We start from the raw sequence: 24,247 nt of genomic DNA on the forward strand, positions 1-24,247 counted from the left end.
GCACTGGTTCCTGAGATAGCCACAGGAACCGACGTAAATGGCTGGCGTTTCCGCTGAGATGAATGGAGGTGCTCGCATGAGACCGCGCGAGAGGCGTTGGAGCGGCAAGTCAGCCGGGGCGCCAAAATGGAACTGAGCGGAGGATGTCTCTGCGGCACGATCCGCTTCCGCGTTGGAAGCGAACCGAGAGTGCATTACTGCCATTGTGATATGTGCCGGCGGGCGACCGGCAGTGCGTTCGCGGTTCTGGCCTGGGTGCCTTCCCAAAGCGTGACCTGGACCAATGCGACGCCGACCTATCGCAGGTCTTCGCCGATTGCCCGTAGGGGGTTCTGCTCCGCCTGCGGATCGCCGCTCAGCCTTGCCTATGACGCATCGCCCGGAGAGATCGCGCTGCATATCGGAACGTTCGACGATCCGGCTCGGCTGGAACCGCGCTACAATTATGGATCGAGGCAGCGACTTGGCTGGGTTTGCTGCGGAATAGACCTGCCGCACCACGATACTGAGGAGCGATGGTGAAACCATGTCTGAAGGACAAGCCAGATGAGCATGTTTTACCGGGCGGCCAAGATTGCCGAAGAGGTCCACGCAGCACAGCGCGACAAGACCGGGCGACCGTATATCGAGCACTGCCGCCGTATCGTTGACGCGGTCAAAACCAAGGACCAGAAGGTCGTCGCCTATCTCCATGACGTCCTCGAAAAGGGCGAAGGCTGGGACCGGACCAAGTTGGAAGAGGCCGGTTTTGGCCCGACGATCGCTTCGGCCGTCGACGCCATGTCGCGCAGGTCCGGTGAGGATTACTTCGCGTTTGTGCGACGAGCGGCATCGAATCCATTGGCGCTGCCGGTGAAGCGCGCGGATCTGGCGGACAATATCTGGCAGGCACGACAGGTCGGGGCATCGACTGTCAAATATGAGGAGGCACTATGCATCCTTGATGACGAGTTTCCGCGCCGTCAGCACCAGCCTTGAATTCAGATCGCCCCGCTGCGAACGGGCAATCTACTCCGGGACGTGGGGCGTGTGCCGTCTGTCCTCCGCGGGCTCGGCATCGATGCGCGCCTTTTCCGGATCGAATGCACCATGACGTGCAATGGGCCGCGCCGCGGTTTCAGGCGTCTCGTATGCCCACATGACATCGTCAGCCGAGCTGCCCACCGCATGGACGCGCCAGTAGCTCGCGGTGCCTTTCAAAGGGGAGCGGCTGGTGGTGTTCGTCTTTTCGAAAAGGTCGAAATAGATGTCTTCGAAAGGGATGTAGAACACGGGCTCATGTCCTTCTTCCTGAAGCACTTTCGCCCGTTCCGTGGCAGCGACTATGGCGTCGGAAAATCGTACCGTCACCGTGCCGGCAAACGGTTCTATGGCCAGTTGGCCAGCATGGTGTGTTGAGATTGCGCCTGAAGCTTGCATTCAAATTCTCCCTGGCTGCCGATTGATTGCGAGACCGCATTTCGGTTCGTCATGCATGGAGACGAAATGCACGGCGATGCGTCAGGTTCCGGCCTGTACTATGAGGTCGAATGACGACCCCACTTCAGCGCTTGCCATGGCTATCGAGAAACGCAGCCAACAATCGCGAAACCTGATCAGAAGCCTCACGCGTCGGGAAGTGTCCGATGCCATCCAGCACCACCCGCCTGTAGAACGCGGTGAAATGCTTTTCGAGCCCCTCTGAGGACTGGGCAAACACAACGCGGTCGTCGCCACCATGAAGCGTCAGGATTGGCACCGTGATGATCTTGACCGCTGCTTGCCGGCGGGCGAGTTCGGCATAGCGTGGATCGGGCTCGGCCTCTTCCCATCTGACCCGATAGGAATGCAACGTCACATCCGCCCAGTCAGGATTTTCGAACGAACTCGCGACACCATCGAAAATAGCGTCGTCGAACCAGCCTAATGGGCCCCAGCTATCCCACTGGTATCTGGCGAATTTCTTGCCATTGTTTCGTACGAACTCAGCGCCCCGGGCCGTCGCCATGAACCATTGATACCAAAATGCTTTCGCTTGTCCGGGCGCCGGCGTTGCTGGTTTGCCTGGTTGCCAGCCGAGCGACAGCGCAGCACAGCACTTGATGCGGTCCGGGAAAACCGACGCGAGCAGATAGGATATCCGAGCGCCCCAATCGTGTCCGACAACCGCAAAGCGGCTGAGGCCAAGCGCATCGGCAAAATCCAGCACATCCTGCGCCATCGCGGCAATCTCGCCCGAGCGCATGGTTTCTTCTGACAGGAACGATGTCGGCCCAAAGCCTCGCAGCCAAGGCGAAAACGTCCGAAAGCCAGCTTCATGAAGGGCTGGCGAAATGCGAGCGTATGTCGTCGCGTCGTCGGGCCAGCCATGCAGCAGGATAACCGGGGCGCCGTCTCGCGGTCCACCATCGAGATAGGCGACGCGCAGCAGAGGTGTGTCGCAATGTGAGACCGAGTTCATTTGCCCTGAGGCACAGTGGCTGGCTGATCACCACCAGTCGTGGACTCTGGTCTGGCGGCCTGGTCAATCTGTGGGTTCTTGTTGATGGTGCCGGTGTTGGCTTTCATCGGCTCGATATTGTTGTCGCAGGCGCCGAGCGCAAGGACGGCGGCCAGGACCAGGAGTAAAAAGAACCTCTTCATCGAAACCTCCTCTGGTTGCTGTCCGGCAAACGAGGTTCCACCAATTTGGTTGCCTGATCGTACTCTCAAGACGCCATGGATTTGACGATCAACGCTTCGAGCTATTGGAATCGGCTGCAACTGTCGGATCAGGCGAAACCGGGCCACGTTCAGACTCCGAACCCTCAGCCTCGATCTCCTGCACGGCCTGGTCCCAGTGCTGCTGCTCGCGGCCAGCCGGCCGGCCCTCTTGCTCCCAGATTTCATGGGCTCGCCGTTTGATCTTTTCTTCCTTGCTGTCCATGGCTAAATCCTCCAATTCGTCAGTCTCAATTCCGGGCCATATTTTTTGTTCCTCCCCATATTTTTGTTCCTCCTCTGTCGGGAACAGCGCTGCCGGAGTCGCGATTTCGGGGAAGGCGCTTTTGGATTGCGTGGGATGAGCCGCTTGGTAATTTTCGTACCGATATTTTTTCGTGACACACCGATGCCCGCAGCTTTATGAATCTGGCTATCGGCCAGCGCCGAGCACGTCCCTCTCCGACCCCTTGCCCGGCGCTCAACGCCTGATCGCCCGTCGCATCGACATGACGGGCTGTTGCTTCGAGAGGAGGTGACGCCCATGCGGGAATTGCCGAAAGACATCGACGCCGATGTGGTCATCGAAATCAGCAAGCTGCTGGACGACAGCCCGCTTTTCGTCCCGGTGCGGGTTCATGAACTTGCGGCCAGGGTGAGGCAGAGGGTGAAGACCGGCCTGCCGGATTTTTCGATCGAAGAACTGATCGTGGAGATGGCCTCCGTACGTCAACTGGCCATGGCCTTTGATCTGCCTGGATCGGAGAACGTCGTGCAAATCCCGGTGCGGTATCGCCGCTAGCACTGCGGCATCACACGCTCCATCCGGAGGTCAGAACAAGCGATGCCTCAAACATCTGCGCACCGATCTCATCGCGTACTTTGACGGTTACCTTGACGAAATCGCAGTCGGGCATTTCGTCTTGGGCAACATCCTGCAAATACGAATTGCTTCCGCTCTGGCTTGTTCCCGGGATTCGAACAGCTGCCCGTCATCGTCGGGTACCGCGCCGTCACCGTTTTGAAGATCGAAATAGTACCGCTTCATTTTCGGGCCACGCTGGAAACATCGGGCGGGTCAGTGATTTCGCTTCATTGGGGTTCCTGCCCGCTCGGCGGCCGTGCTGGTGAAGACGTGGTCGTTCAACGCACCGCAGCGCGAAGCGCCGATAGGAAAAGCACAAGCAACGCCAAGGCATTGAGGCCGGCGGCGATGGCATGTGAATACTCCCATTGGCGCCGCAGCAGCTCCCAGTTTTCAGGCAGGACAGTCCAGTTCCGGGTCGCCTGATTGATTGGGTAGGTCAGCGTCCAGAAGGCAAATTGCGTGGCGCCGATGCTGAGAAAGGCGACGACAACCAAGCCGAAAGATGCACTCGCTCGGTAGAGCAGGATCGCCAGGGCGGCCGTAGAGAGCAATGCTCCCAGCACCACGATTCCGAACAGGCTCCATCCATCATAGGCGCGCTGCGCAGCCAGATAGTTTGGCCCGTCGAGCTTCATCTTGTTGAACATCGCGAAGAGATGCGCGGCGGCCGGAACGAAAGCCAGTGCCACGAAAATGAAGCTGACCACCCTCAGACTATAAATTGCCATATCCGGCCTCCTCTCAGGAGAGAGCTAGGGCAATCGGCAAGGTTGAAAAGGTCATTTTAACGACGGCTTCCGCCCGCGATCATATGGTCCCGAGTGAGGTCGTTTTTTTAGACCTCACTCAACTATCTCGGAACATTTTTTTTGGGTTCTGGTTCTACGCACTGAAGGGACGAACCTTACCAAGGGAGATTTCCCCATGAAACATGTTCTCATTACCAGCATGCTGGCGATCGGGCTCGGCTGTGGAACGGCAATGGCTCAGACACAACAACCCGAAAGCCAATCTGGCGCAGACGCCAATTGCGCTTCCGGGCAGGCCGACTGCCAGGGCGGTTCCAAGATGGGCGAGCAGGCCCAAGGCAAAGCCAAGCTGAAGACCGACGAGCAGGCTCAGGGCAAGGCCGGCACCTCCACCGACCAACAGGCGCAGGGCAAGGCCAAACTGAAGACCGACGAGCAGGCGCAGGGCAAGGCCGGCAACTCCACCGACCAACAGGCTCAGGACAAGACCAAGCAGGCGCAGGGCAAAGCCGGCACCACCGACCAGCAGGCTCAGGACAAGACCAAGCTGAAGACCGACGAGCAGGCGCAGGGCAAGGCCGGCACCACCACCGACCAGCAGGCTCAGGACAAGACCAAGATGCAGACCGACGAGCAGGCTCAGGGCAAGGCTGGCACCACCACCGACCAGCAGGCTCGGGACAAGACCAAGATGCAGACCGACGAGCAGGCTCAGGGCAAGGCCTCGACACAGGATACGACGTCGACCGGTTCCATCAACAACGTGACGGTGGAGCAGAAAACCCAGGTCACTCAGATCATCCGGGAGACGAAGGTCGAGCCTGTGTCCAATGTCGATTTTGACATCACCGTCGGCGTCGAAGTCCCACGGCAGAAGGTCAGGCTGCATCGTTTGCCGGCTCGTATCGTCAAGATCGTTCCCGCTTACGAAAGTTACGAGTATTTCGTGCTTGCGGACGGCCGGATCGTCATCGTTGATCCGGATACGTTCAAGATCGTCCTGATTTTGACCTAACATCTCCAACGAGTGGTCCGCCCTCTAGAGGGCGGACCGTCATTGCTGGACTGCTATGGATTCAAAGCAACCCAGAAGGACCGCAAGCGGCAGGTGATACATTCTGCCACCCGCATCGCGGACTCGGCTAGAGACGCCCGAGCACGACTAAGATAATGACTACAAGCAGCAGCAGACCGAGACCGCCGCCGCCATAGTAACCGGTGCCGTAGAAAGGCCCGCCGCCAAGACCACTAAAACCGCCAAGCAATGCAATGACCAGAATAATGATAAGAATCGTGCCGAGACCCATGACTTGCTCTCCTGTTTGCGGCTTCGCGCCGTATAGACGGAGCGGCGATCGCCGGCTGATGAGAATATGAACTCGCTACAAGCCTTCCTGTTCCCGATTGAGACCTCATCGACGCTGCTAAGGTAGTGTTTAGGCGAACAAAGGTCACCCCGAGACGCCCGAGTAGTCCCGCTCTTTCAGCAATCCAGCGAGATGGGCGGCGTTTGAGGCTGCCATTTCGATCGCACCCGAGACTTTTTCCGGAGTTGCCGGCAGGTCGACGTAGTTGACCTCCTGCATGGCCTCGCCAACCCAATAGACCCCGCCATTGGCCGGGATGGTGAAGCCAACATCGTTCAGTGACTGAAAGCATTCCGCGTGGCAGTGATGCGCACCGTCCTCATTGCCGACGATGGCTACCAAGGCCACCTTTCCTGCTGCCGGCATGCGCCCTCTGTCATCGGTCTCATCGAGAAACGCATCCATCCGCTCCAGGACGCGCTTGGCCACACTCGAGGGCTGGCCAAGCCAGATCGGGAGCCCGAGCACGAAAATGTCGGCCGCCAGTATTTTCTTCCTGAGTTTCGGCCAATCGTCGCCCTCGCCCATGTCGGAGAGCACGCCGGGCTTGATATCGTGGCTGAGCGCACGCACGATCTCGCCCTTCACCTCGTATTGCATCAGCGCCGCCAGGACATCGGCGAGCAACCGATCGGTGGAGGATTTTTCCCTGTCGTTCGATGCTTTGAGCGAGCAATTGAGTGCGAAGGCCGTAAGCGGCATCTGGATCTCCCTGCATTGTCCTAATTGCAAATCGCCGCCGCGACGACATTGCGCCAGCCCATTCGCCCGTTGCGGGTTCGCCCGCATTTCAACGCCAGGGTTGAATGCTTGTTCCGCAGGCGGACCGGCATGCCGGTGGCGAGATGGCCCCTCCTCCCACTTGGTGACGGTCCAGCCGGCTCACAGCGGGCTGGGTTCTTGAGCACCGACCACCGCCGGAGAACAGGCAGCGGTGAGCGATGCCGGCGGAACCCGGTCGAGCAACCTATTCGTTCGCTCATCGTTTTCTCCTGAGTTCCCGAGAATGGATAGACGATGCTCGTCCGGACCCTCGAAGCAGGCAATATGCGGCTGGCCGTATCCATGGCCGGCGATCCGGGCCGACCGGCCTTGATCCTTCTGCACGGCTGGCCCCATTCCCGGAAAATCTATGAGGGTGTGATCGATGAACTCGGCGCACGATACTTTACGCTGGCTTTCGATCTTCCGGAGATCGGTGAATCGCGTGGCACGCCGCCGTCGGCGGAAAAGAAGGTTCTTGCCGATATCGTGATTTCAGCCGCCGAGACGCTTGGGGCCAAATCCATCGTCGTTGCAGGCTTTGATGTGGGCGGCATGATTGCCTTCGCCGCTGCTCGCCATCATGGCGATCGCATCGTTGGTGCGGTGCCGATGAATACGGTTATCCCCGGCCTTCATCCCTGGACGAAGATAGTGGCAAACCCGGACATCTGGCATTTTGCGTTCCATGCGGTGCCCGAACTGCCGGAGTTGCTGGTGACAGGCCACCAGCGCGCCTACTTCGATTTCTTCTTCGATCTGCTCGCCGGACATCCCGATGCATTGACCAATGAAATGCGGGAGACTTTTGCGGAGGCCTATTCGAGGCCGGAGGCACTTAAGGCCGGCTTTGATTGGTATCGCGCGTTCAAGGAGGATGCCAAGGTCAATGCAGTACCGGCGCGCATCGAAGTTCCGATCCTCTATATCCGCGGCGACGCGGATTTCGGATCGATCGACGACTACCTCGAAGGTTTGAGGCTGTCTGGAGCAAAGGACCTGCAAGGTCGCGTGATCGTCAACTGCGGCGAATTCCTGCCGATCGAGGCACCGGCAGAATTCGTCAAGGCGCTGGTGGAATTTGCACCGAGATAGGTGAAGCGATCCGCGTTTATGCAGGTGCCTACTGACTCGCGGAAGTTACGCGCCAGACCGTGTTTCCGACATCGTCGGCGATCAGCAACGCGCCCGATTTGTCGACGGCAACGCCGACGGGCCGCCCGTGTGCCTTGTTGTCCTTATCGAGGAAACCGGTGACGACATCCTGCGGCTTGCCATCTGGATGACCGTCCTTGAACGGCACGAACACGACCTTGTAACCGTTGAAGGTCTTGCGGTTCCAGCTGCCATGCTCGCCAACAAAGGCGCCATTGCGATACGGGTCCGGCAGGTTGGTTCCAGTGTAGAACGCTAAGCCCAGCGGTGCGACGTGGGAACTCAAGGCATAGTCGGGAGGGATCGCCTTGGCGACAAGGTCCGGCCGCTGCGGCATCACGCGCGGGTCGATATGCTGACCATAGTAGCTGTACGGCCAACCATAGAACGCGCCGTCCTTGACCGAGGTCATATAGTCGGGAACCAGGTTAGGCCCGAGCTCGTCGCGCTCGTTGATCACAGCCCACAGCGCGCCGCTCTGCGGTTCCCAGCTCAGCCCGTTGGGATTGCGCAGGCCGCTCGCGAAAATACGATATCGGCCAGTGGCCCTGTCGACTTCCCATATGGCGGCCCGGTCCTTTTCTGCCTGGATGCCGTTCTCGGTGATGTTGCTGTTGGATCCGATGCCGACATAAAGCAGAGACCCGTCGGGGCTGGCCACGAGAGACTTTGTCCAGTGATGATCGATAGGCCCGCCGGGCAACGGCGTCAGCACTGTGTTCGGGGCGGTGATCTTGGTGTCGCCCGACATGTAGGGGTAACGCACGATAGCGTCGGTGTTGGCGACGTAGAGATCGTTGCCGACCAGGGCCACGCCAAAGGGCGAATTGAGATGATCGAGGAAGACCTCCTGGACATCGGGCACACCATCGCCGTTGGTATCGCGCAGCAGGGTGATACGGTTGCTTCCTTCGGTGCCGCCGCCTGACGTCGCCATGGACTCGATCCAGCCCATGACCAGGTCTTTCGGCCGCTTGATCGCCGCACCGGGCGGCGCCACGGACTCGACCACCAGAACGTCACCATTCGGCAATGTGTAAAGCGAGCGCGGATGCTTTAAGCCCTTGGCGAAGGCCTGGATTTGCAAACCCTTGGCGACCGTCGGCTTCTCGTCTTGTTTCCAACCGATGACCGACGCGACATGCATCGGCGGCACCAGATACTGGATCGGTTCAGGCAGCGTCGGGTTCGCTCCGACCTGATCGGTGGGATCCGGTTCGCTATCGCTGCATGCGGGCAGCGCCAAAATCGATCCACACAGCAGACCGAGGCTCGCGATACGCCTGATATGCCTGGCCGAGACATTCATTCGACCACCTCCACCTGAGTGCGGCCGGAACTCCATCCCAGCAGGCCCACCAAGAGAATAACGATCACGGCGACGGCGGACAGGATGAGCCCCGTCGGCACGACCGAGGTCCAAGCATCCCGGCTGTGCACCAGTGCGTTGAAGACACGACGAGCACGACGAGGCTGCCGAGGAGATATGGCCATACACGCCCGGCTTCACCGGAAAGCCGGCCGGTAAACAAATCGACCAGTGCTGCAAGAACCGCGAGCACGCCCACAACCAGGCCGGCAAGCAGCAGCCAGGCGGAAAAATCGGCCCACATCATTTCAGCGCTTCGCCAATAGGCAACGTCGGTCAGCAATGTGCCGACGAAACATGCATTTGCGACTGCCATCGGCGTTTTATGGAACGGACGCCTGGCGGCCACCAACACGGATCGGGCACGGGCCATGGGCATTCTCCACCTTTGAAGCTGTACCTGTCCTCCAAACCAACTTGTGGTTGGGAGGTTCCCGGAACCGTTTGCGTTCAAGAACTCGTGATGGCGCTGGCGATGCCTCAGAACGGCTCGGCGCGCGATGCTCATGCGGAGTTGGCGCGCAATGTCCGCAAGGTGATCGAGTATCGATGCAGGTCAACTGGCGGAATGCTATGCTCCCATTCCGTGCGCGATGGTCCGGTCATGAGATACGCCGACCTTGGTTCGACAACGATGGTGCGGCGATCCCACTTGGTGCCATTCTTCCGCCGGAGCCGAAAACTGCAAGGCGCCAGCAACGAAACACCCGCAACGTCTTCGAAATGAGGCTTGTCTCGATGCCAGCCAATGCCGGCGCCAGGCCGGTATTCATTGATCAACACTTGCGCGAAGGCGTCGGCGGGCTTGCCTGCCAACGCCGCGATCTTGTCCCGCAGGGTCAACAGGAAGTCAGGGATCGGCGGCGCCTCGACGACCTGACGCCTGTCATAGTCGTAACGCAGGCCAAAGCCAACGACGCGCCGGTTTGCCAGATGGCCATGGAAATCGAACGCCTCGAAGCGCAGGTCTTCGAGATGCCGGGCGAGTTCGGTTTCTTCTTGCGCCGCGATCAGCTCGGGCTGGTAGAGGAAACCTTCCGGCAGGTCGTCGGCAGCACCAAAGAGATCGTGCTGGAGCCTGGATGAGTCGAGTGTTTTCGATGTGGGTGTCGCCATCCCAGCTAGATGGTGAAGGCCAGCCCGCCTGGCAATATCGGAACCTGGCCAGCAAATCTGCACCCCACCCAGCGACATCACCGCATCTGACAACGCCTGCCAATCCGGAGTTTATCGGGTGCTGTATTCAACTCAGGATTCGCGAGCATGCCTTGAATGCGACCGAGGGAGGTTGCGTGCATGTACGTACGGTTCTTACCAAACCGTGAGCCTTCGTTGCCAGTTGCTTGTCAGCAACTAGATTGGCACCGCGGCATCCCCAAAAAATGCCGCGGTGGCCGGCGCGGCTTAGGCAACGGTGTCTCACCGGCATCATCGCGTCGGCCACTCGAAATGTCTTCCTGGCGGTTCAGTGGCGGAGAAGCCTCTGTTGACCCCGGCGCTCAAGCGAGAGGCCGCTCCTGCCTCGCAGGATGCTTCGAGCCCAAATCTCCGATCAGCCGGCGGTACTGGGTTTCAGGTGGACCGTAAGAGCCTCGCGCCAACTTCACGAGACCGTCTCGATCGCGGATCGTGATCTCTCCGCGGCGCGCTCGGATATAACCATAACTCTCGATCATCTGGAGGCCAACGGTAACCCCCGGACGCCTGACACCAAGCATGATGGACAGAAATTCATGGGTTATCATAAGCCTGTCTCCGACAGTGCGGTCGCTGCACATCAAAAGCCATCTCGCCAGCCGGACTTCCAGGCTCTGCCGTGCGTTGATCGATGCCGTGTAGCTTGTCTGAACATGGAAATATTGGACATAGCGCAACAGGAACGGCCGCAATGTAGGACTGTCCTCCAAGGCTTCGACGAATGGGGCAGCCTCCACCCGGAGGGCCTCGCATGTCGACTGGACGTAACAATCAAAGTTCGCCTGGTCGTCCCCCATGACCAGGGCCGACCCGGTCATTCCTTCGAACCCGATGATTCCGACTTCAGCCTCGGTCGCCTCCGAAGTCCTGGCCACCACCGAGGCCAGTCCGCTTTCCAGAAAATAGACGGCCTCGATCTTCTGCCCCGCAGTCTCCATCGGCGCACGCAACTCAAGAAAAACGCTCGCCAGATGCGGCTTTAGCCGCGCGAAATCGTCCGCGCTCATGCGGCGAAGCAATTCGCTCTTGGCTTGCAGGATCTGGTAATCCACGAGACTCTTTTCCCTTGGGCAAGAGTACTGGGATCTCTTAGCCGGCCGCGCCCGTCGAACGAGCGGACGGTAACGAACCATAGACTTCGTCTCGCGCAGCACTAGACGGGCTGGCGTGTTGGTATGAAACCGACAGTTACTGCTGAAGACTCGAAGGCCTTGTTGGCTGACCATCTTTCGCCAGCAAACGAGCCTCCCGCAGGATAGAGGCGCGATCGAACCCGAGGAGCGATATGATTTCACGTATCTGCTGTTCAGTGGCGCCTGTATCCCGCGCAAGCGCGGTTATCGCGTCTACTGGCAGCACGTGGTGCTCGGGCTCCTTCGCCATGCAACGCCATGCCTCGTGATGGGCAAGAGCGATGGTCACTCCCAAGCGTCAGCGCCCAACTGTGCTGCTGACGATTTTCCTTTGTACGCTTCCGTACGGAGCTTTGCGAGTCAATTCGGGCCGAGGCTGATTTTGGGGGTTCTTGCATCCTTGCGTCGTCCGTCCGTCGGCCCCGAAATTGTTCGGAACGATTGCTCGGCTGAGAGGTTCAGATATTCCACCTAACAGGAGTCTCGAACGATGGACCACACCAACCACGTACGCCTCACAAGCACCGAACTGACGCCCGACCTTCTCGAAGACGCCACGATTTACGACGCGGACGACAACAAGGTCGGCAGCGTTTCGCATGTCCACGGCTCTGGAGCCGCCAGTCAGGTCGTCATCGATGTCGGCGGCTTCCTCGGCATAGGCGCCAAGCCAGTGGCCGTTCCCGCGAGCCAGTTGGAATTCATGCGCGATGAAGACGGCGACGTTCACGCGGTGACGAACTGGACCAAGGATCAGCTCAAGAGCATGCCCGAGCATCACGATGCATGATTTCAACGACTTCACCTTGAATGGGAGCGGCCGTTCGGCCGCTCTCTGAACGCCCCTTGGGCGCGACAGGATGGACAGACGATGCGGCGCGAGACCGGAGCCTGCTTCTGCGGACGGATCGCGGCAGCCATGGATGGAGAGCCTTTCTGGATATGCTACGATCACGACGACGATTGCCGCCGGGCCATCGGAAGTCCGCTGACGATCTGGGTCGGTTACCGGCCGAAGCAATTTCAGCTTCTTAGGGGAACACCGAAGGTCTTTTCCAAAACGCCAGGCGTCACCCGCACGTTCTGCCCAGACTGTGGAAGCTCGATAGGCTATAGCGACGAAGGTCTGCCGGACGAGTTCTATGTGACCATCGGCTTCCTCGACAAACCTGAAGGTTTTCGGCCGCAAGCCCATGCCTATTGGGACCTGAGGCTACCGTGCATCGAGTTTGATGACAGCCTGCCACGCATCGACCGATATTCGAGGAAGCGCGACCCGACGTTCGGCAACCCGCGCGACCGGTAGTCGCGGTGCGCGAGGGCATCGGCGGAACCTGACTACCGCTAGCGGGTTATTCGGGCAGACCCGTCGGGTGCCACTATGCCATCGACCGTGATCCAAAACACACAATACGATCCCGCTACCAAGATCCTCTCGGTCTGGTTTGTGCCGAGCGGCAGACGTTACGATTATGAGGGTGTTGCGCCGGCAACTTATGCCGCTTTCACCAAAGCCTCCTCAAAAGGCCGCTTCTTCAATGAATTCATCCGAGATCGCCATCGGTACCGCCGCGTGGCGTAACAAGTTCGGACATGAGCAGGCGATGCACGGAACCTGACCGGCATCGTCTCGTTGACGTCTCGTCGAAGCAAACCAGGCAACGACAGTTCATCTGGATATGGTCGGGCGTTGGCACCGGCAAAGATCGATCGGAACAGGGCTTCAAGGGAGTTCAAGAGCCATGACGGCCAAGAAGCAGAAGACCGAAAGCAAGGACAAGAAGGCGCTGCGCTTGGCAGAGACCACCGACGTCTCACCCAAGCAGGCCAAGGAGCTCATGCGAAAGCATGGCAAGGACAGCCCCAAGGTCGAGAAAGAAGCCAGAAACTTCAAGGCGGAAGGATAGGATCCGCATTGAAGCCCGACCCGTATGACCCTGCAAGCGATCGACCGCCAGGCAATTCGGTATTAAGGGGGTGCCCCGGCCTTTTCGGCCGCGAGCGCAAAAGGGAAGCGCAGCACCAGGTTGCGGTTCTCGTCAAAAATCTCGAAGGCCAATCCGGTACGCAGCGGCTTGCCATGCAGCAGCTCTTCGGCGAGGATTTCCTTCGCCGACGCCATCGCGTTTTCCTCGGCGCTCGCGAGATCAGGAAATTCCTGGCCCTCCGGATCCTCCTGCAAGCTTCCGCTCTCATCTCGAAGGTCGAAAAAGTATCTGGACATGCCGACTGAACTCCTGCTCATCGCGATGGTGGCCTCGGAAGCGCCAGCCTCAGATTTCAGTGCCTGATATACCCGGATTGTCGAAGAGCACGGCGAGGCCATGCTCTATGGCGCAGGCCGCAATCAGATCATCGAAGGCCTTTCCCGAAAGCGGGCAACTTGGCATCACCTCTCGGATTGCGGTTCCGGCGTTGGCTGTAGAGATCACATCGTGGCGCTTCTTGCGTGTCTCGACATATTGCTCGACCAGGATTTTCAGGCGCCTCACCGCAACGTCGTCCGTAAACATGGATTCCTCAGCCAAAGCCTGAAGTAAGGCTGTCGGCCTGATCATCGTGCCGACGGTCTCGGGGTTAGCCGGGATTGCTCGCACAATATTTCCATGGGCAGTTGGTTCCCCCGACCGCTCGCTTGGTAATTTTCGTACAGGGAATACCCTTGCCCGCGCTTTCGTCGGGCCGAACCGACAGCCGACTTCAGATGCCGATGGCGAGCCTTCAGGCTTGCATCACCTTGCGGCTGTGACGTGCAACGACACTTTCCTCATCGGTCGCAATCACGCGCACCTCCACCTTGCTCTCCGACCGACTGATGATTTCGGCGTGGGTGTCGTTGGCGTGTTCTTCAAGCACCACGCCAAGCCAGGTCAATTTTTCGCATATGGCGTTGCGGATAGACGCGGACCGTTCGCCGATGCCGGCGGTGAACACGAGGCATTCAAGACCACCCATCGTGTTTGCAAGCGCCGCGGCCTCTCTCGCGGCGCGAAAGGCGAAAAGCGCCATCGCCTCATGAGCGCGAGGATCATTGCTCGCTTCCAGCGTCCTCATGTCGCCCGAAATACCGGATACGCCGAGCAGTCCCGACTTCTCGTAGAGGATTGTCTGCAGTTCCTCAGCCGCGATGCCTCTTTCCAGCAGGAAGTACAACAGCACGCCGGGATCGATGGCGCCGCACCGCGTGCCCATGACGAGGCCATCCAGCGCCGAAAACCCCATCGTCGTATCGATGCTCTTGCCCTGCTGCAAAGCGCAAAGGCTGGCACCATTGCCGAGATGGGCGACGATGGTGCGTTTCGTCGCAAGAGTTGGCGATATCCCGCTGAGTCGCCCGGCGATGTATTCATAGGAGAGACCGTGAAACCCGTAGCGGCGCAAGCCTTGCCCTTCATACTGGCGCGGAAGGGCGAAGCGCCGCACGAGCGGATCGATCGTCTGGTGGAAAGCGGTGTCGAAACAGCCAACCTGTGGCAAGTCCGGTTGCAAGGCAGCTATCGCGCGGACCGGCGCGAGACTGCGAGGCTGATGCAGCGGAGCAAGCGGCGCCAACCTGTCGATGGCGTCGATGATGTCTGGGGTCAGACGGACAGGTTCGATGAATTCGCTTCCGCCATGCACGACGCGATGGCCGGCGCAGAGCAGGTTTCTTTCGCCAATTTCGCTCTGCACCCAATTCAGCATCTCGCCTATGGCCGCATCACGCGGCTTGTCGGCGGCGAGCTGCCGCTCGCACTGCACCGTTCCGTCGGCCGCTTTTGCGCGGAGTGTGGGTGTGTCGCCCAAGTCCAACGTGCCGCGTGAAACGAGCTGCAGATCCTGCGACGAGGCAACATCGTAAAGCGCGAACTTTATGCTGGACGAACCGGCATTCAGCGCCAGGATCGACCGGCGGATCATCGGCGCGCCTTTGCCGCGCTTTTGCCGGGCCAGCTCCATTCCTGGATTTCGGGCATGTCTTCGCCGTGCTCGCGGACATAGGCCCTGTGCTTCACCAGCCGGTCGTGGAGTTCGCCCGCAAGCCCTTCGGCCCTTTCGGCCAGTCCCGGCACGCGTTCGATGGCGGCGAGCGCGAGGTGGTGGCGATCGAGTTCATTGAGCACCACCATGTCGAACGGCGTCGTCGTGGTGCCCTCCTCGCGGAAGCCATGCACATGCATGTTGTCATGGTTGGCGCGACGGTAGGTCAGGCGATGAATGAGATAGGGATAGCCGTGATAGGCGAAGATGACAGGCCGTGTCTTCGTGAACAACGCGTCGAAGTCTCCATCGGCGAGGCCGTGCGGGTGCTCGGTGTTCGACTGCAGCGTCATCAGGTCGACAACATTGACGACACGTATTTTCAGGTCGGGGATCGCAGAGCGCAGAATGTCGGTCGCGGCCAACGTTTCCAGGGTCGGCACGTCGCCGGCGCAGGCCATGACCACGTCGGGCTCTTCGCCCTGAGCAACCGTACCGGCCCATTCCCAGATGCCCGCCCCCGCCTTGCAATGCGCTTCGGCTTCTTCAATGGACAGCCATTGCGGTGCCGGCTGCTTGCCGGCGGTAATGACATTGATGCGATTATAGGTTCTCAGGCAATGATCGGTGATCCACAGCAGAGTGTTGGCATCCGGCGGAAAATAGAGCCTTACCGTATCGGCCTTCTTGTTGGCGACCAGATCGGCAAAGCCCGGATCCTGATGGCTGAAACCATTGTGGTCCTGCCGCCAGACATGGGAGGTCAAAAGGTAATTGAGCGAGGCGATCGGCTTGCGCCAGGCAAGCTCGCCGGCGGTCTTCAGCCATTTGGCATGCTGGTTGACCATCGAATCGACAATGTGGATGAAGGCTTCATAGCAGGAGAACAGGCCGTGCCGGCCGGTGAGCAGATAGCCTTCGAGCCACCCTTGGCAAAGATGCTCACTGAGCACTTCCATGACACGTCCGTCACGGGAAAGATGGACGTCGTAGGGTTCGATGCGCTGCATCCAGATCCGATCGGTAACTTCGAACACCTCATCGAGGCGGTTGGATGACGTCTCGTCCGGCCCCATCAGGCGAAAATTCCGCGCCTCGGCATTGAGGCGGAACACCTCGCGAAGATAGCTTCCGCAAATCCGCGTCGCTTCAGCGATGACGCCACCTGGACGCGGCACTTCCAGCCCCAGGCTTTTCCAGTCTGGAAGCACAAGATCGCGCTTCAGCAGTCCGCCATTCGCGTACGGGCTTGCACCCATGCGCTTTGTCCCTGTTGGGGCAAGTGCCGCTAGCTCTGGCAACAGGTGTCCGCTTTCATCGAACAGCTCTTCCGGTTTGTAGCTTCGCATCCAGTTTTCGAGGATTGCGCGGTGGTCCTCATTTCCGCGTGCGTTCGACACCGGCACTTGATGCGAGCGCCAGAAACCCTCAACCTTCTCGCCATCGACCTCCTTGGGACCTGTCCACCCCTTGGGGCTGCGCAGCACGATCATCGGCCATTGCGGGCGTTGACCATGCCATCCCGGAGCCCGTGCCTGCTCCTGAATGGACCGGATGCGATCGAGCACCGTGTCGAGCGTCGCGGCCATCGACTGGTGCATGGAAAGCGGCTCGTGGCCTTCGACGAAGAACGGTTCGTAGCCATAGCCGGCGAAAAGCTTTCGCAATTCCTGGTCGTCCATGCGGCCGAGGATCGTTGGGCTGGCGATCTTGTAGCCGTTGAGATGCAGGATCGGCAGGACGGCGCCGTCCGACATCGGGTTCAGGAACTTGTTGGAATGCCATGCCGCCGCGAGCGGACCGGTCTCGGCTTCGCCGTCACCAACGACGCAGGCAACCACCAGGTCCGGATTGTCGAAGGCCGCACCGAAGGCATGGACCAAGGCATATCCCAGTTCACCGCCCTCATGGATTGAGCCGGGCGTCTCGGGCGCGGCATGGCTTGGCACGCCGCCGGGGAAGGAAAACTGCCGGAACAGTTTCCTGAGGCCGTCTTCGCCCTGCCCGATATCGGGATAGATCTCGCTATAGGTGCCCTCGAGCCAGGTGTTGGCAACCATTGCGGGACCGCCATGGCCCGGGCCGCAGATAAACAGAACATCAAGGTCGCTTTCGCGGATAACGCGGTTCATATGCAGGTAGAGAAAATTCAGCCCCGGCGTCGTGCCCCAATGTCCAAGCAGCCGCGGCTTGACATGTTCGGCCTTCAACGGTTCGCGCAACAGCGGATTGTCGAGCAGGTAGATCTGGCCGACCGAGATATAATTCGCGGCGCGCCAGTAACGGTCCAAAAGGTCGATCCGTTCGTGGCCGATAGCCTGCGGCGTCGCGGCTGCCTTGTCGTTCATCGACATCTCCAGCTTCGGTTCGCTGGTGATAACTGGGGCATTTTTGCGCTTGAGCAACCCCCGACTGCCGCCGTCCGGGGCGGCGTCGCGACCCGCGCAGCCAAGAGACCGGACGCTATCCCGGCGGGCACACGGCTCTGTCCGCAGATAGTCGGGAACCTTGAAGTCTTCTGGCGGTTAGAAACTGGAATCGCGAAGGCAGGCTCAAGGCAGGTACCGCGAAGGATCGCCTCGAAGCGTTGCACCAAAGGGGAGCTAAAAGATGCTCGATCTTCCTCGTGCCCGTGATCGAATGGTCAAAATCCATGTCGGCCGGCGCGGCATCCATGACCGTGAGATTCTGCAGGCTATGCGCGAAGTTCCACGCGAGGCCTTCGTCGAACCCGGCTTCGAGGAATTTGCTTATGAAGACACGCCGCTGCCGATCGCCGACGGCCAGACCATATCGCAACCCTACATTGTCGCGTTCATGATCGAGATGGCGGATGTCAAACCGGGTGACCATGTGCTCGAAATTGGCACCGGCTCGGGGTACGCGGCCGCGGTGATGAGCCGGATCGTCGAACAGGTCTACACGATAGAGCGTCATCCCGGTTTGGCCGAAACCGCGAAGCGGCGGTTTGAAAAACTCGGCTACCAAAACATCGAGGTTCGGACAGGCGATGGCACCAAGGGCTGGCCGCAGGCGGCGCCGTTCGATGCCATCGTGGTGACAGCCAGCGGTCCCGGCGCACCGCTCGCCCTTCAGGAACAACTCGATGTCGGCGGCAGGCTCGTCATTCCGGTCGGCGACGACCCGGATTTGCAACGTCTGCTCAAAGTCACCCGGACAGGCGCCGCAACCTATAGCGAGGAGGATTTCGGCGGTGTGCGCTTCGTCCCTCTGATCGGCGAGCAGGGTTGGTCGGAAAACGGCACAGTCACCGACGTCGGTCGTCCGCTTCGACATCCCCATCCGATCAGCCTGCCTGATATGATCGCGGCCGCGGCCGAACCCCTGCCCGATTTCGACGATCCGGCCTTCGGCGCATTGTTCGATCGGTTCGCCGACCGGCGCATTGTTCTGCTTGGCGAGGCAAGCCATGGCACGTCCGAATTCTACAGGGCGCGCGCGGCAATCACCCGCAGGCTCATCGAACGCCACGGCTTCACCATCGTCGCGGTCGAGGCGGACTGGCCCGACGCGGCGGCGATCGACCGCTACGTTCGCCATCGTCGGCCCCGAACCGGCACTGGTGCGCCATTCCAGCGATTTCCGACGTGGATGTGGCGCAACACCGATGTCGCGGCCTTCACCGACTGGATGCGCCGTCACAACGAGAAGCTAGAGCCTTCGGAGCAAGCAGGGTTCTACGGCCTCGACATCTACAATATGAGCGGTTCCATCGGCGCGGTCCTCGACTATCTCGACCGGGTCGATCCCCAGGCAGCCAAGATCGCGCGCGAACGCTATGGCTGTCTGACGCCCTGGCAACACGAACCGTCCACCTACGGCCGCGCGGTGCTCACCGCCGGCTATCAAAAATGCGAAAAAGCGGTGCTGGAACAATGCCGGGACTTGCTCGCCAAACAGCTCGAATATGCGAAAAGGGACGGCACCGACTTTCTCGACGCCAGTCAGAATGCCCGGCTGATCGCGTCCGCCGAACACTATTACCGGATCATGTACTATGGCGGTGCGGAGTCCTGGAACCTGCGCGACACGCACATGTTCGAAACGTTGGAACATTTGCTGCATGCCGGCGGCCCCAACGCCAAGGCCGTGGTGTGGGCGCACAATTCCCATATCGGCGATGCCCGCTTTACCGAGATGGGCGTCGTCAGGGACGAACTGAACATCGGCCAACTCTGCCGGCAGCGTTTCGGGGATGAGGCAGCGCTGATCGGTATGGGCACGCATTCCGGCACTGTAGCGGCCGCCAGCAACTGGGATGGCAAAATGGAGGTGAAGCAAATTCGCGCGTCGCACGCCGACAGCTACGAACGGCTTTGCCACGATTCCCTTGTGTCGCGGTTCCTGCTCGACCTCGGGCGCGACACAACGCTGCGTGAGCGGTTGCTGGAACGAAGGCTGGAGCGATTTATCGGCGTGATCTACCGGCCGGAAACCGAGCTGGGCAGCCACTATGCGGACGCTTCCCTGCCCCGGCAGTTCGACGCGTTCGTATGGTTCGACAAAACCGCGGCAGTGACGCCGCTTGGCCCGGAGCATGCAAGAACCGGCGTTCCCGACACCTATCCATTCGGGCTTTAGCCGGCGCGCGGCGAACCAATGAAGAAGCCGAGGCGTGGAACCGGAACGAATTATCCGCTCTGCGATTTCAAAACTGCAATCCCCGTCGAAGGAGTTTTCTCATGACCGGAACCAAACATCCGAAATGGAAAAAACCAAGCGATGCCGACTTGGCGAATAATCCTGGTATCGGGACTTCCAAGGGAACGATCAAGGAAGGCGAAGAGTTCGAGCTTGAAGGCGAGAACACGGTCGAAGGTGACGTCGAAAACGACACGACCGCCGCTGGCGGGATCGATCCAAGACAAAAGATGCGGACCAACAAATAGCTGCCCTGCGCGTCGCTGGGATCAACTTCGCCGGAAGGAGTGAACCATGCCACTTGCCCTTAGCAGTGCCGCCTTTGCCGAAGGCGGACAAATTCCCGAAAGATACACACGAGACGGCAAAAACGTATCGCCGCCGCTGAAATGGTCTGGAGTGCCAGATGAAGCAAAGAGCCTCGTTCTCGTCGTTCAGGATCCTGACGCGCCGAGCGGAACGTTTGGTCATTGGGCGGTGTTCAACATCTCCCCGGACACAAGGGAACTTCCCGAGGCCGAAAGCGGCAAGCCGGGTCCGGGCGCCCTCAGGCAAGCAACGAACGATTTTGGCAACGCCTATTACGACGGCCCTGAGCCGCCGGTCGGACATGGCGTTCACCATTACCATTTCCGGCTGGCCGCGCTCGACACCCCGAGCCTTGCCATTCCAGCCAGCGTGGGCATCGAGCGCATCTGGCGGGAGGCGCAGAAACATTCGCTTGAGCAGGCTGAACTCATCGGAACCTACGAGCGCAATTCGTAAGTTAATGACCAGGGGCGACCGAGGTGGCCTGCTGCGCGGAACGGTTCTCCTCCTCGCCGGTTGTCTGGGAAAGGAGATGGCGCCATGTTTGGAGATATCATGTGGTTGGTCGTCGTTGCCGGCGGCCCATTGCTGCTGATCGTGCTGATGGCCTATGCCGTTATCGCACGCCGTCGGCGTGGACCCGCCGAACGAAGGGAGAGCGACCGAGCGACCGACCGGCTATACCAGGACAAGCGTTGATCCGCATCGGCGAGACCTCCGATTGGCAAGACATCCAATCGGCAAGACATCCAATCGGCAAGACAGGGGATCGTATGCCGCACCGAAGCGACGACGATCCCCAACTACGGTCAGCGCATTATCCTTTGCCGCAACCACGCAAAGAACCTGCCGCTGATGGCTGAGCGGACCCGCGTCGCAGCCCAGCGCGCTTTCATGGTTGAGCCGACGTGGCAATCGCAGACGATGTCGTGCAACTGCCAGTCGTTCAACTCGAAAAAGCGCTTTGCCTCACCATATGTGTCGTCTTTCAAACCCGATGCGCGCAGCACTGGATCTTCGAAGGCAACCGAAATTGCCGTACCCTCGCCCCGCATCATCGCACGTGCTTCAGGGTGCAAATGTTCAGTGCCTGCAAAGGCCCCAAGGCATCGCTCGGGATTACGCTCCAGCAGTTCAGCCCAGCGCTCTACGCGCTGATTTCGTGTCATTGCGGAATAGGCAGCCGACGATTCAATCTTGGCGACGGCATGCAGTTGGTCGAGTGTTTGATGTTTCATGGCCAGCTCCTGTTGAGGCAGCGAAGCGCCCACGCCTTCAAGGGAATTACCGCGCGTTAATGCTTCGACAAGAGCGCCAGGCTGGAGAATTCGACACAACCGGATTGGGCCGGCGGGATCATAAACACGCCGGCTGCGTTCATCGACGGGGCTGCTTGTGACAAGCCACTGATCCGCGACGGGATGCATCCATGTTCATCCAGCCAATCGACTATTTCCTTGCCGTCTGGTTCGCTCTTGCCGCCGCCTCGACGCTTTATGTCGGCTTCGATCAATACCGCAACAATCCCGAACCGGTGGTGATGAAATGGGGTTTCATCCTGGTGACCCTCTATATGGGTCCATTGGGGCTGCTGCTTTATGTGCTTGCAGACAAGGAGCCACGGCCGGGCGAGCATGAAGACTTTACCAGGCCGCTGTGGAAACAGGGGGTCGGTTCGACCATCCACTGCGTTGCCGGCGATGCGACCGGCATCATTCTCGCCGCAGTCATCACGGCAACGCTTGGCTTGCCGATGTGGCTCGACCTCATCGTCGAATATCTGGCGGGCTTTGCCTTCGGCCTGTTCATCTTCCAATCGCTGTTCATGAAATCGATGATGGGCGGCACCTACTGGGAGAACGTGCGCAAGAGCTTCCTGCCCGAGTTCATCTCGATGAATTTCATGATGGCCGGCATGGCACCCGTCATGAGCTTTCTGATGATGGGGCGCGACATGCGCGCCATGGAGCCGAACGAGCTTTTGTTCTGGGGCGTGATGTCGATCGGCGTCATCGCTGGCTTCACGCTCGCCTATCCGGCCAATGTCTGGCTGGTCGCGCGCGGGCTGAAGCACGGATTGATGACGCAGCGCCCGCAGGCGAACGAAACGAGCAGTGGAGAGCCGACCGCCCACCAACAGCATGCTATGCATCACCCCAACGCCGGCGACGGCCGACGAAGCCGCAACACCTCCCATAAGTCCAAACGCAGCGGCCACCAGATGGAGACGGACGCTACCACGCCGCAGATTGCGGCCCTCGGTATTGTGTCGGTGTTGGCGCTGGCGATCGGCATGGCCGCGCCGGCCAACTGGCTGAACCTGACGCTTTCGGCGCGTGACGTCGGCGGCGCGATCATGCCGCAAGGCATGATCATGGGTCGCGACACGCCGGCGGAGGCCATGCGTGACATGGCTGCAACCGATCCGCGTCGCGTTACCTCGTCCTATGCTCTTGCCGCCAAGGGCGACCAGGAACTGCCATTCCGCCTGGAGAACGGCGTCAAGGTGTTCGAGCTCAGACCATCGGTGGTCCGCTGGCAGATCCTGCCCAACGTCGCGGTCGACGCCTATGCCTACAATGGCCAGATTCCCGGTCCGCGCATCCACATTCGCCAGGGCGATAAGGTTCGCATCGACGTCACCAACGACCTGCCCGAAGAAACCACGGTGCATTGGCACGGCATGATTCTGCCGAACCAGATGGATGGGCCTGCCGAGATCACCCAGCCGCCGATCGAACCTGGACAATCCTATTCCTATGCATTCACCGCGACCCAGCACGGGACCTATTTCTATCATCCGCATGCCAAGCCGGACCGCACCCAGGCGCTGGGGCTTTATGGGGCGCTGATCATCGATCCCGCCAATCCTGCCGACGAGGTTCCGGCTGACCACGACTATGTCATCGAACTTCAGGAATGGCTGGTGCGTGATGGGCTGACCTACCCCTCAATGCCAATGGAAGGCGGCATGCCGAACTTCTTCACCATCAACGGTAAGGCCTATCCCGCAACCGACACCATTCCTATGAAGGTGGGCGAGACGCTGAAGGTGCGTTTCATCGGCACCAACAACGGCTTCGTCCATCCAATGCATATCCATGGCGGACCCTTCGAGATCGTCGCCCGTGACGGTGAGACGCTTTCTCCCTCGGCACGCTTCCTGGCCGATACCATCAATGTCGGACCGGGACAGCGCTATGACGTCGTGTGGAAGGCGCTGCGTCCCGGCAAGTGGCTCATTCACTGCCACATCCCGCATCACACGACGAACAACAATGTCGAGGAGAAGGGCGGCGGCGGGTTGATGGTCGTCATCGACGTCGGCTAGATCTGCCAACCCCTGTGGATTTACCGATGTTATTCGGAGGCCGCGTTGTTGCGCGCTACTTCTTGATAATGGTTCCGTTGCGCAAGTCGAATGCTTCGGTACCGCGAGCCTGACGGTAGAAATCGTCCTGCAATTCGCCCCACTCGCCGAGAAAGGCGCCGCAATTGCTGCAATGAATTGGCGTCGATTCCTCCGCGTTGTCGGGAATGTCCATTTGGATAGTCCCACAAGCCTTGCAATCGAGTTTGTCGTCCAACCGTCGTCCCATTTCCCAATGATTGCGCATTTTCGGCCATGAGCCAATTGTCGATTTCGTACCAAATCGCTTCAACCGCCGGTGAGTCCTCCAGCCATGGCTCATCGGTCAATCGCGAGAGTCAAAAAGGACGGCCAGCCCCAGTTCCCGTGCCAGCTCGACGATCGTCTCCATCAACTCATCGTCTGTGTCCTGCAAATAAGGCGCGTCCCTGCGAGCGGCCTCTATCGCCGCTTTGACCGAAACAATGTCGCCGTATCGCGCACTTCGAAGCTCCTCTGCCAGAAACGCCTTGGCGGTACCGACAGGTCTTATTGCCCATCTGGCGATGCTCATGCGGCTCCCTCCCATGGTCACCTCTGCTTGATTTTGATCCTGTCCAAGGTGCAGATCAATCGATGGTACGATTCCGTACGAAACCGCCCAACCGGTTGGGAGACAGCCGTGTGA

At 59.8% G+C, this 24,247-nt stretch carries 32 protein-coding genes and 1 pseudogene; 14 read left to right on the top strand and 19 right to left on the bottom strand.

Translation table 11 applies throughout. The features are described 5' to 3' along the window. Positions 1-126 precede the first annotated feature (126 nt). Positions 127-522 carry a GFA family protein gene (locus NKJ04_RS24680; protein ID WP_352630753.1) on the top strand — a complete coding sequence of 132 codons (396 nt, stop codon included), beginning with the start codon at positions 127-129 and terminating at the stop codon, positions 520-522. A gap of 24 nt (positions 523-546) precedes the next feature. Then, on the top strand, positions 547-978 hold the full coding sequence (locus tag NKJ04_RS24685; RefSeq protein WP_352677707.1) for an HD domain-containing protein: 432 nt from the start codon (positions 547-549) through the stop codon (positions 976-978). A gap of 30 nt (positions 979-1,008) precedes the next feature. Here the strand turns inward: NKJ04_RS24685 and NKJ04_RS24690 are convergent, their stop codons facing one another. The 4 genes from NKJ04_RS24690 to NKJ04_RS24705 all read right to left on the bottom strand — a co-directional run bounded on the left by NKJ04_RS24690 (position 1,009) and on the right by NKJ04_RS24705 (position 2,905). Then, the gene (locus NKJ04_RS24690) at positions 1,009-1,419 is read right to left on the bottom strand and encodes a DUF427 domain-containing protein (RefSeq protein WP_023811973.1); all 411 of its coding nucleotides are present in this window, start codon (positions 1,417-1,419) and stop codon (positions 1,009-1,011) included. A 124-nt stretch (positions 1,420-1,543) separates the two neighbouring features. After that, positions 1,544-2,440, bottom strand: coding sequence for an alpha/beta fold hydrolase (locus NKJ04_RS24695; RefSeq protein WP_128304478.1), 897 nt, complete (start codon positions 2,438-2,440; stop codon positions 1,544-1,546). Continuing rightward, the gene (locus NKJ04_RS24700) at positions 2,437-2,622 is read right to left on the bottom strand and encodes a hypothetical protein (protein ID WP_023811976.1); all 186 of its coding nucleotides are present in this window, start codon (positions 2,620-2,622) and stop codon (positions 2,437-2,439) included. The genes NKJ04_RS24695 and NKJ04_RS24700 overlap by 4 nt, the downstream gene beginning before the upstream one ends. An 88-nt stretch (positions 2,623-2,710) precedes the next feature. Further along, positions 2,711-2,905 carry a DUF2934 domain-containing protein gene (locus tag NKJ04_RS24705; RefSeq protein ID WP_352677710.1) on the bottom strand — a complete coding sequence of 65 codons (195 nt, stop codon included), beginning with the start codon at positions 2,903-2,905 and terminating at the stop codon, positions 2,711-2,713. Positions 2,906-3,223: 318 nt separating this feature from the next. On the opposite strand from NKJ04_RS24705, the gene NKJ04_RS24710 reads away from it, so the two are divergent. Next, a complete protein-coding gene (locus tag NKJ04_RS24710; protein ID WP_352677712.1) occupies positions 3,224-3,481 on the top strand; it encodes a hypothetical protein in 258 nt (85 codons plus the stop codon). 87 nt (positions 3,482-3,568) lie between these two features. On the opposite strand, the gene NKJ04_RS33710 is transcribed toward NKJ04_RS24710, so the two are convergent. Then, entirely contained in the window at positions 3,569-3,727 is a 159-nt protein-coding gene (locus tag NKJ04_RS33710; RefSeq protein ID WP_502897965.1) for a DUF6894 family protein, read from the bottom strand. A 95-nt stretch (positions 3,728-3,822) separates the two neighbouring features. Further along, complete coding sequence (locus NKJ04_RS24715; RefSeq protein WP_352677714.1) at positions 3,823-4,236, bottom strand: hypothetical protein; 414 nt, start codon at positions 4,234-4,236, stop codon at positions 3,823-3,825. Between the two features lie 235 nt (positions 4,237-4,471). Between NKJ04_RS24715 and NKJ04_RS24720 the strand changes: the two genes are divergently transcribed. Then, positions 4,472-5,311, top strand: coding sequence for a DUF1236 domain-containing protein (locus NKJ04_RS24720; protein ID WP_352677716.1), 840 nt, complete (start codon positions 4,472-4,474; stop codon positions 5,309-5,311). 127 nt (positions 5,312-5,438) lie between these two features. On the opposite strand, the gene NKJ04_RS24725 is transcribed toward NKJ04_RS24720, so the two are convergent. After that, positions 5,439-5,603, bottom strand: a complete 165-nt coding sequence (locus NKJ04_RS24725) for a DUF3309 family protein (RefSeq protein WP_023811982.1) — start codon at positions 5,601-5,603, stop codon at positions 5,439-5,441. Positions 5,604-5,747: 144 nt separating this feature from the next. Further along, the gene (locus NKJ04_RS24730) at positions 5,748-6,365 is read right to left on the bottom strand and encodes a flavodoxin family protein (RefSeq protein ID WP_352552089.1); all 618 of its coding nucleotides are present in this window, start codon (positions 6,363-6,365) and stop codon (positions 5,748-5,750) included. 315 nt (positions 6,366-6,680) lie between these two features. Between NKJ04_RS24730 and NKJ04_RS24735 the strand changes: the two genes are divergently transcribed. Further along, entirely contained in the window at positions 6,681-7,520 is an 840-nt protein-coding gene (locus NKJ04_RS24735) for an alpha/beta fold hydrolase (protein ID WP_352677719.1), read from the top strand. A 28-nt stretch (positions 7,521-7,548) separates the two neighbouring features. Here the strand turns inward: NKJ04_RS24735 and NKJ04_RS24740 are convergent, their stop codons facing one another. The 4 genes and pseudogenes from NKJ04_RS24740 to NKJ04_RS24755 all read right to left on the bottom strand — a co-directional run bounded on the left by NKJ04_RS24740 (position 7,549) and on the right by NKJ04_RS24755 (position 11,198). Next, positions 7,549-8,889, bottom strand: a complete 1,341-nt coding sequence (locus NKJ04_RS24740) for a PQQ-dependent sugar dehydrogenase (RefSeq protein ID WP_352677738.1) — start codon at positions 8,887-8,889, stop codon at positions 7,549-7,551. Next, a pseudogene (locus NKJ04_RS24745) lies at positions 8,886-9,322 on the bottom strand (DUF2231 domain-containing protein). The gene NKJ04_RS24740 and the pseudogene NKJ04_RS24745 overlap by 4 nt, the downstream one beginning before the upstream one ends. A gap of 131 nt (positions 9,323-9,453) precedes the next feature. Next, positions 9,454-10,065, bottom strand: coding sequence for an alpha-ketoglutarate-dependent dioxygenase AlkB (locus tag NKJ04_RS24750; protein ID WP_352677740.1), 612 nt, complete (start codon positions 10,063-10,065; stop codon positions 9,454-9,456). A gap of 383 nt (positions 10,066-10,448) precedes the next feature. Next, positions 10,449-11,198, bottom strand: coding sequence for a Crp/Fnr family transcriptional regulator (locus NKJ04_RS24755; RefSeq protein ID WP_352611746.1), 750 nt, complete (start codon positions 11,196-11,198; stop codon positions 10,449-10,451). A 571-nt stretch (positions 11,199-11,769) separates the two neighbouring features. On the opposite strand from NKJ04_RS24755, the gene NKJ04_RS24760 reads away from it, so the two are divergent. From NKJ04_RS24760 to NKJ04_RS24775, 4 genes are all read left to right on the top strand, one after another. Beyond that, complete coding sequence (locus tag NKJ04_RS24760; RefSeq protein WP_128304469.1) at positions 11,770-12,069, top strand: PRC-barrel domain-containing protein; 300 nt, start codon at positions 11,770-11,772, stop codon at positions 12,067-12,069. Between the two features lie 81 nt (positions 12,070-12,150). Further along, positions 12,151-12,585 carry a GFA family protein gene (locus NKJ04_RS24765; RefSeq protein ID WP_352677723.1) on the top strand — a complete coding sequence of 145 codons (435 nt, stop codon included), beginning with the start codon at positions 12,151-12,153 and terminating at the stop codon, positions 12,583-12,585. Positions 12,586-12,660: 75 nt separating this feature from the next. Beyond that, a complete protein-coding gene (locus tag NKJ04_RS24770) occupies positions 12,661-12,861 on the top strand; it encodes a KTSC domain-containing protein (protein ID WP_023811991.1) in 201 nt (66 codons plus the stop codon). Positions 12,862-13,021: 160 nt separating this feature from the next. Beyond that, the gene (locus NKJ04_RS24775) at positions 13,022-13,186 is read left to right on the top strand and encodes a hypothetical protein (protein ID WP_023811992.1); all 165 of its coding nucleotides are present in this window, start codon (positions 13,022-13,024) and stop codon (positions 13,184-13,186) included. Between the two features lie 62 nt (positions 13,187-13,248). Here the strand turns inward: NKJ04_RS24775 and NKJ04_RS33715 are convergent, their stop codons facing one another. The 4 genes from NKJ04_RS33715 to NKJ04_RS24795 form a co-directional block, all read right to left on the bottom strand. Further along, positions 13,249-13,605 (bottom strand): DUF6894 family protein, encoded by a 357-nt coding sequence (locus NKJ04_RS33715; RefSeq protein ID WP_502897967.1) that lies wholly within the window; start codon positions 13,603-13,605, stop codon positions 13,249-13,251. Next, positions 13,553-13,792, bottom strand: a complete 240-nt coding sequence (locus NKJ04_RS24785) for a hypothetical protein (protein WP_031213489.1) — start codon at positions 13,790-13,792, stop codon at positions 13,553-13,555. Before NKJ04_RS24785 ends, NKJ04_RS33715 begins: the two co-directional genes overlap by 53 nt. 208 nt (positions 13,793-14,000) lie before the next feature. Further along, entirely contained in the window at positions 14,001-15,179 is a 1,179-nt protein-coding gene (locus tag NKJ04_RS24790; RefSeq protein WP_352677743.1) for an acetate/propionate family kinase, read from the bottom strand. After that, complete coding sequence (locus tag NKJ04_RS24795; protein ID WP_352677726.1) at positions 15,176-17,587, bottom strand: phosphoketolase family protein; 2,412 nt, start codon at positions 17,585-17,587, stop codon at positions 15,176-15,178. Before NKJ04_RS24795 ends, NKJ04_RS24790 begins: the two co-directional genes overlap by 4 nt. 262 nt (positions 17,588-17,849) lie before the next feature. On the opposite strand from NKJ04_RS24795, the gene NKJ04_RS24800 reads away from it, so the two are divergent. From NKJ04_RS24800 to NKJ04_RS24815, 4 genes are all read left to right on the top strand, one after another. Continuing rightward, positions 17,850-19,841 carry a protein-L-isoaspartate(D-aspartate) O-methyltransferase gene (locus NKJ04_RS24800; protein WP_352677728.1) on the top strand — a complete coding sequence of 664 codons (1,992 nt, stop codon included), beginning with the start codon at positions 17,850-17,852 and terminating at the stop codon, positions 19,839-19,841. Positions 19,842-19,942: 101 nt separating this feature from the next. After that, positions 19,943-20,149 (top strand): hypothetical protein, encoded by a 207-nt coding sequence (locus NKJ04_RS24805; RefSeq protein WP_013531530.1) that lies wholly within the window; start codon positions 19,943-19,945, stop codon positions 20,147-20,149. A gap of 46 nt (positions 20,150-20,195) precedes the next feature. Beyond that, positions 20,196-20,666 carry a YbhB/YbcL family Raf kinase inhibitor-like protein gene (locus tag NKJ04_RS24810; RefSeq protein WP_127268875.1) on the top strand — a complete coding sequence of 157 codons (471 nt, stop codon included), beginning with the start codon at positions 20,196-20,198 and terminating at the stop codon, positions 20,664-20,666. 84 nt (positions 20,667-20,750) lie between these two features. After that, entirely contained in the window at positions 20,751-20,909 is a 159-nt protein-coding gene (locus NKJ04_RS24815; protein WP_128304463.1) for a hypothetical protein, read from the top strand. Between the two features lie 110 nt (positions 20,910-21,019). Here NKJ04_RS24815 and NKJ04_RS24820 read toward each other — a convergent pair whose 3' ends face one another. Next, positions 21,020-21,448: a hypothetical protein gene (locus NKJ04_RS24820; RefSeq protein WP_023812000.1), complete on the bottom strand. Its 429-nt coding sequence runs from the start codon at positions 21,446-21,448 to the stop codon at positions 21,020-21,022. Between the two features lie 191 nt (positions 21,449-21,639). Here NKJ04_RS24820 and NKJ04_RS24825 point away from each other — a divergent pair, with 191 nt between their 5' ends. Then, positions 21,640-23,541: a multicopper oxidase domain-containing protein gene (locus NKJ04_RS24825; RefSeq protein ID WP_352441519.1), complete on the top strand. Its 1,902-nt coding sequence runs from the start codon at positions 21,640-21,642 to the stop codon at positions 23,539-23,541. 55 nt (positions 23,542-23,596) lie between these two features. Here the strand turns inward: NKJ04_RS24825 and NKJ04_RS24830 are convergent, their stop codons facing one another. Both NKJ04_RS24830 and NKJ04_RS24835 read right to left on the bottom strand, forming a co-directional pair. After that, positions 23,597-23,755, bottom strand: coding sequence for a hypothetical protein (locus tag NKJ04_RS24830; RefSeq protein WP_023812002.1), 159 nt, complete (start codon positions 23,753-23,755; stop codon positions 23,597-23,599). Positions 23,756-23,905: 150 nt separating this feature from the next. Beyond that, complete coding sequence (locus NKJ04_RS24835; protein WP_023812003.1) at positions 23,906-24,133, bottom strand: hypothetical protein; 228 nt, start codon at positions 24,131-24,133, stop codon at positions 23,906-23,908. Positions 24,134-24,247 lie beyond the last annotated feature (114 nt).

The sequence above is a fragment of the Mesorhizobium sp. M0618 genome, from assembly GCF_040320765.1.
Lineage (GTDB): Bacteria > Pseudomonadota > Alphaproteobacteria > Rhizobiales > Rhizobiaceae > Mesorhizobium.

What these genes read in the sequence shown, in the direction of transcription:
- NKJ04_RS24680 (WP_352630753.1), top strand. Translation starts at nt 127, where the DNA reads ATGGAACTGAGCGGAGGATGTCTCTGCGGCACGATCCGCTTCCGCGTT.
- NKJ04_RS24685 (WP_352677707.1), top strand. Translation starts at nt 547, where the DNA reads ATGAGCATGTTTTACCGGGCGGCCAAGATTGCCGAAGAGGTCCACGCA.
- NKJ04_RS24690 (WP_023811973.1), bottom strand. Translation starts at nt 1,419, where the DNA reads ATGCAAGCTTCAGGCGCAATCTCAACACACCATGCTGGCCAACTGGCC.
- NKJ04_RS24695 (WP_128304478.1), bottom strand. Translation starts at nt 2,440, where the DNA reads ATGAACTCGGTCTCACATTGCGACACACCTCTGCTGCGCGTCGCCTAT.
- NKJ04_RS24700 (WP_023811976.1), bottom strand. Translation starts at nt 2,622, where the DNA reads ATGAAGAGGTTCTTTTTACTCCTGGTCCTGGCCGCCGTCCTTGCGCTC.
- NKJ04_RS24705 (WP_352677710.1), bottom strand. Translation starts at nt 2,905, where the DNA reads ATGGACAGCAAGGAAGAAAAGATCAAACGGCGAGCCCATGAAATCTGG.
- NKJ04_RS24710 (WP_352677712.1), top strand. Translation starts at nt 3,224, where the DNA reads ATGCGGGAATTGCCGAAAGACATCGACGCCGATGTGGTCATCGAAATC.
- NKJ04_RS33710 (WP_502897965.1), bottom strand. Translation starts at nt 3,727, where the DNA reads ATGAAGCGGTACTATTTCGATCTTCAAAACGGTGACGGCGCGGTACCC.
- NKJ04_RS24720 (WP_352677716.1), top strand. Translation starts at nt 4,472, where the DNA reads ATGAAACATGTTCTCATTACCAGCATGCTGGCGATCGGGCTCGGCTGT.
- NKJ04_RS24725 (WP_023811982.1), bottom strand. Translation starts at nt 5,603, where the DNA reads ATGGGTCTCGGCACGATTCTTATCATTATTCTGGTCATTGCATTGCTT.
- NKJ04_RS24730 (WP_352552089.1), bottom strand. Translation starts at nt 6,365, where the DNA reads ATGCCGCTTACGGCCTTCGCACTCAATTGCTCGCTCAAAGCATCGAAC.
- NKJ04_RS24735 (WP_352677719.1), top strand. Translation starts at nt 6,681, where the DNA reads ATGCTCGTCCGGACCCTCGAAGCAGGCAATATGCGGCTGGCCGTATCC.
- NKJ04_RS24740 (WP_352677738.1), bottom strand. Translation starts at nt 8,889, where the DNA reads ATGAATGTCTCGGCCAGGCATATCAGGCGTATCGCGAGCCTCGGTCTG.
- NKJ04_RS24750 (WP_352677740.1), bottom strand. Translation starts at nt 10,065, where the DNA reads ATGGCGACACCCACATCGAAAACACTCGACTCATCCAGGCTCCAGCAC.
- NKJ04_RS24760 (WP_128304469.1), top strand. Translation starts at nt 11,770, where the DNA reads ATGGACCACACCAACCACGTACGCCTCACAAGCACCGAACTGACGCCC.
- NKJ04_RS24765 (WP_352677723.1), top strand. Translation starts at nt 12,151, where the DNA reads ATGCGGCGCGAGACCGGAGCCTGCTTCTGCGGACGGATCGCGGCAGCC.
- NKJ04_RS24770 (WP_023811991.1), top strand. Translation starts at nt 12,661, where the DNA reads ATGCCATCGACCGTGATCCAAAACACACAATACGATCCCGCTACCAAG.
- NKJ04_RS24775 (WP_023811992.1), top strand. Translation starts at nt 13,022, where the DNA reads ATGACGGCCAAGAAGCAGAAGACCGAAAGCAAGGACAAGAAGGCGCTG.
- NKJ04_RS33715 (WP_502897967.1), bottom strand. Translation starts at nt 13,605, where the DNA reads ATGGCCTCGCCGTGCTCTTCGACAATCCGGGTATATCAGGCACTGAAA.
- NKJ04_RS24785 (WP_031213489.1), bottom strand. Translation starts at nt 13,792, where the DNA reads ATGTTTACGGACGACGTTGCGGTGAGGCGCCTGAAAATCCTGGTCGAG.
- NKJ04_RS24790 (WP_352677743.1), bottom strand. Translation starts at nt 15,179, where the DNA reads ATGATCCGCCGGTCGATCCTGGCGCTGAATGCCGGTTCGTCCAGCATA.
- NKJ04_RS24795 (WP_352677726.1), bottom strand. Translation starts at nt 17,587, where the DNA reads ATGAACGACAAGGCAGCCGCGACGCCGCAGGCTATCGGCCACGAACGG.
- NKJ04_RS24800 (WP_352677728.1), top strand. Translation starts at nt 17,850, where the DNA reads ATGCTCGATCTTCCTCGTGCCCGTGATCGAATGGTCAAAATCCATGTC.
- NKJ04_RS24805 (WP_013531530.1), top strand. Translation starts at nt 19,943, where the DNA reads ATGACCGGAACCAAACATCCGAAATGGAAAAAACCAAGCGATGCCGAC.
- NKJ04_RS24810 (WP_127268875.1), top strand. Translation starts at nt 20,196, where the DNA reads ATGCCACTTGCCCTTAGCAGTGCCGCCTTTGCCGAAGGCGGACAAATT.
- NKJ04_RS24815 (WP_128304463.1), top strand. Translation starts at nt 20,751, where the DNA reads ATGTTTGGAGATATCATGTGGTTGGTCGTCGTTGCCGGCGGCCCATTG.
- NKJ04_RS24820 (WP_023812000.1), bottom strand. Translation starts at nt 21,448, where the DNA reads ATGAAACATCAAACACTCGACCAACTGCATGCCGTCGCCAAGATTGAA.
- NKJ04_RS24825 (WP_352441519.1), top strand. Translation starts at nt 21,640, where the DNA reads ATGTTCATCCAGCCAATCGACTATTTCCTTGCCGTCTGGTTCGCTCTT.
- NKJ04_RS24830 (WP_023812002.1), bottom strand. Translation starts at nt 23,755, where the DNA reads ATGGACATTCCCGACAACGCGGAGGAATCGACGCCAATTCATTGCAGC.
- NKJ04_RS24835 (WP_023812003.1), bottom strand. Translation starts at nt 24,133, where the DNA reads ATGAGCATCGCCAGATGGGCAATAAGACCTGTCGGTACCGCCAAGGCG.